At 56.5% G+C, this 3,449-nt stretch carries 3 protein-coding genes; all 3 read right to left on the reverse strand.

From position 1 onward, the window contains the following. On the reverse strand, window positions 1–1,081 hold a 1,081-nt coding region (locus tag RBR60_RS16440; protein WP_320358814.1), incomplete at its 3' end, for an efflux RND transporter permease subunit. Window positions 1,082–1,185: 104 nt separating this feature from the next. Further along, complete coding sequence (locus RBR60_RS16445; RefSeq protein WP_320358816.1) at window positions 1,186–2,382, reverse strand: DUF1302 family protein; 1,197 nt, start codon at window positions 2,380–2,382, stop codon at window positions 1,186–1,188. Next, entirely contained in the window at window positions 2,379–3,161 is a 783-nt protein-coding gene (locus RBR60_RS16450) for an outer membrane lipoprotein-sorting protein (RefSeq protein WP_320358818.1), read from the reverse strand. Before RBR60_RS16450 ends, RBR60_RS16445 begins: the two co-directional genes overlap by 4 nt. Window positions 3,162–3,449: the final 288 nt, after the last annotated feature.

Below are 3,449 nucleotides of genomic sequence, written 5' to 3' on the forward strand. Positions count from 1 at the left end.
TGCCCGTCCAGCGGATGGGCTTCACATCCACAAATAAAAAAGCCATGAGCGCACCAATGGTGGTGAGGGCCGTAAAGGCCATGGGCCATCCCGTTTCCGCGACAGCATGACGCACAGCCCCTTTGCGGTCTCCCGTGCGATAAAGTTCCCGGTAAAAAAAGCGGAAAAGATGGATGGCATAACCAATGGATACGGCCACCCCCATATACACCGGAACCAGCACCATGGAAGGGTCCATGGTCACCCCCATCCAGCCCTCAACGCCAAAAACCACAAGAATGGCAAGCACCGCTGTCACAATGGGATAAAAAACCCCGGCAAGGGTGCGCAGGGCAATGCCAAGAACAAGGGCTGTCACCATGATGGACAGCATCATGTTCCGGACCGTTTCCTTTTTAAAAAATGCGGTTTTATCCGCACTGATCACGGGCATGCCACTGGCCATGGGCGTAAGCATGGCAAACTCCGGCCGGTTGACAATGGAAAGGGCTTTTTCTCCAATGGCCATATCCATGCCGTTTCCATGCTCATCCCGCAGTCCTTCGGCATAGGGCTTCAGGCGCAACAGCACCCATGCTTCCTTTGCATCTTCGGACACAAGCCTTCCGGCAATCATGGGGCGGGCAAGCCCTTTTTCCTTCAGTGCTTCCAGAAGAGTGGTATCCCCCGGTACGGGGTCGGGAATCAGCTGCCCCACATGGATGCCGAAGTCATCTCCTTCGGTAAATTCCATATCCGCAATGGAAAGAACGGCATCCGCATAGGGCACCTCCCTTTCTAGCGCCCTGCCAAGGGCGCGGATACGGGTCAGGATTTCCGCATCAAAAATATTGTCTGCGCTCACCAGTACGGCCACATACTCGTTGTTGCCGAATATCTCCTTAAAGGCCTCTTCGCTCTTTCGCATGGGGTCATCCTCCATGAACCAGTTTTCCGAAGAGGTGTCGAGACCGATGCGCGGCAAACCCGCCATACCGAAGCCCAGCAGAACCGCAAAAAAAAGAATCACAGCCCAGCGCCAGCGCAAAAGGTACCGGGCCAGCCTGTCAAAAATCCTGTGCATGAATTCGGACTGCATCATGACCTGCTCCCTTGTTTTAATATGATACTCCGTCAACACAACCTTTACGGATCTCTACGCCATGGGCTGACCGTAAGGGATGCCCATCTGAAAAAACACGGCCCTCACCAGTCCATGGAAATTTTCCACCACAGCTGAGAATGATCCCTGTAAGGGGCAAAGCGTTTTCCCTGCCCCTCAAAGAGATGCAGCCCCAGCGCAAGGCGCACCCCATCCCGGATTTCCCAGTCCAGAACCGTTCTTGCGTACACATCGGAATCCGATGGATCATAATAGACAAAGCCAGAAAGCTTCAGCCTTTCCCGAAACAGCTTCTGCTCCGCATTCAGGGTGAAAAGGGAAGAGAAGGCTTTCTGCTCCATGGAGGCAGTGGCCCCCGGAACCCAGTCCCCCATGGCCTGAAATCCCAGAGTTCTGCTACCGGACAGGGTGAGGTCACAGCCCGCCAGCACCATCCAGCGATCCCGCTCCACCGCCAGCCCCCCATCCCCGCTGTTCCACCACCACCCGTCAAACCAGGCCGTTTCCAGCCGCCACACCGCATCCCCCGCGGGAAAGGCCGCATCGGCCCCCAGCATCAGGGTTCTGGGATACGATTTTCTCTCCGTCTCCTTGATCACAGCCGTTTCCATGGGTGCCGAAAGGGCATACAGTGAAAAATCAAAGGCCGAGGCATAGTGGCCGAGGCGAAGCCCCAGACTCATGGCATCCAGACCATCGGGCTTTTCTTCCTCAGGGCCAGTCCCCGCACCCAGCCACCATGGAGAATCTTTTCCGGGGTATTTTCCCCCATGGAAACGCGGTATCCAGATGAACTCCAGCTCTCCGTTTTCCAGCCATCGGCTGGCGCGAAGGCTGTCCACCCCCAGCCGGATTTCCTCCAGCTCCCGTGTTACGGACTCCCGGCTGTCCACCGGCGAAAGCCGATCCACAATGCGCACCCCGTCGGCCCGGCCCCAGATGAGAATCTGCCGCCCTGCCCTCGCCTCCCAACCCTGGGAGCGGAAGGTGACATACCCTTCCCGCACACGCAGATCAGAGTCATCGGGAATCCGGAAGTTTTCCACAGCTTCCAGGGTAAGCAGTCCGTCCAGGGATTCCCCCAGCCAGCCGGAAGTCAAAGAAAGCATGGCCCTGGACGTCACCACTTCCGAACAATCCGAAAGCCGCACCCCATGCACCCATTCCCCATGGGCCTCGGGCCTGCGCCACTCAAAGGCAGAAACCGGCTGTAGCCTGAAAAAAAGAAGCCCTGAAAGGGCTGTCAGCCCCCACAGCAGCAAGACGATACTTCGCTTCATGGCTGAACCTGACGCAGCCGGGCCGGAGAGAAAATTTCCGGATCCATGTCTGTGTCATAGCTCGTTTCCCGGTTTTCCATGATGGTTCTGTGCCTGCGCACCGTATCGTTCATCTCAGAATGAAGCACGGTCCAGAAGCCCTGCACCTTTTCCGCCTTCAGCACGCGAAAGACCTTCAGCAGCCCGTCTCTGTCGTAGTATTCCGCCTTCACAACAAGGTCAGCGTCCTTTCGCACCCAGTAGCGCACCTTTTCATAGGCAGGATCTTCCTCAACAGACCGGGACAGCACCACCCAGCAGGCCAGCCCATCCAGCTCCTCGACCCCTTCCAGGATGTGGGTATCCTGATCCACATGGCGCTTTCCCATGTCATCATAGGAAAAATCCGATCCCATGAACCGCTCCCGCCGGGCGGCTCCGCTGATACGGCGAATGCGGCGCAGGGCAGGCATCCAGAGCCACTTGTCGTCTTCCTTATCCAGTTCATGGTAGTCATAGGATAAAAAAGCCGTGCCCCGCACATCACCGGGCTGCAGAAACACCATGAGCGTACGGACATCCCGTCCTTCATCCATGGACCGGCTTCGCATTTCCCGAACCCTGCGGCTGCCCCGGCTGTCTTCCAGGGTCATGGTCAGAATGGCACTGCGGTTATCCCCATTGGGCCTTTCATCCACCCGCACCATCACATCCCTTCCCGTAAGCTCCGCCCCTTCCGCATGTACGCGAAAGGGCAAAGCCAGCATGAATATTCCCAGCACCATCCAGCCATATCTCATCCCAAACCTCCTTTTATCTTACTTCTACCCCCACAGCCCCTGCTTCCGCCGCCCCGTTCAGGAAAGGCACTGCCCGAATCCGGAAAAAAAACGGCTTGCTCATTTTGCTGGCGGGACTTTCTGCGGGGTAAAATGTCTGTTTTTGTCCACAATGCCACATTCCTGCCTTTAAAACTGTTTTTGGAGTAATGAAAATCCTTATAAAGAGCTAGCCCGCCATTACTTTTATGATGGACGCTGGATTACCGTATGTGGGAAAAAGCAGGCAGCTGAAACAAGGGGGGGGGT

The organism is Desulfobotulus sp., assembly GCF_034006065.1.
GTDB lineage: Bacteria > Desulfobacterota > Desulfobacteria > Desulfobacterales > ASO4-4 > Desulfobotulus.